Annotated in this window: 1 protein-coding gene; it reads left to right on the forward strand. The window is 54.2% G+C overall.

Annotated features, from left to right (window positions below; translation table 11 throughout):
* A partial coding sequence (locus MXD62_RS08220; RefSeq protein ID WP_248828806.1) for a S8 family serine peptidase occupies positions 1 to 308 on the forward strand: 308 nt, incomplete at both ends.

Raw genomic sequence — 308 nt, forward strand, 5'->3', positions numbered from 1 at the left:
TTGTGGAAGGCATCAACTGGGCGATTCAACACAAGATGGATGTGATCAACATGAGCTTCGGCACGAGCGAAGACAATTATGCGCTGCGCCATGCGATCAGGGAAGCGTCCAGAGCGGGAATTATCCTGGTTGCATCCGCCGGGAACAATGGCGGAAAGCTGGAATACCCTGGTGCGTACAGGGAAGTGGTGGCAGTAGGAGCCGTCGACAAAGAAAACAAGCTGGCCGACTTCAGCTCCAGAGGACCCGGTCTTGATGTGGTCGCCCCTGGTGTGGGGATTAAATCCACCTGGCTGAAAAACCAATAT

The organism is Frankia sp. Mgl5, from assembly GCF_023242985.1.
In the GTDB taxonomy this organism is placed as follows: domain Bacteria; phylum Actinomycetota; class Actinomycetes; order Frankiales; family Frankiaceae; genus Parafrankia; species Parafrankia soli.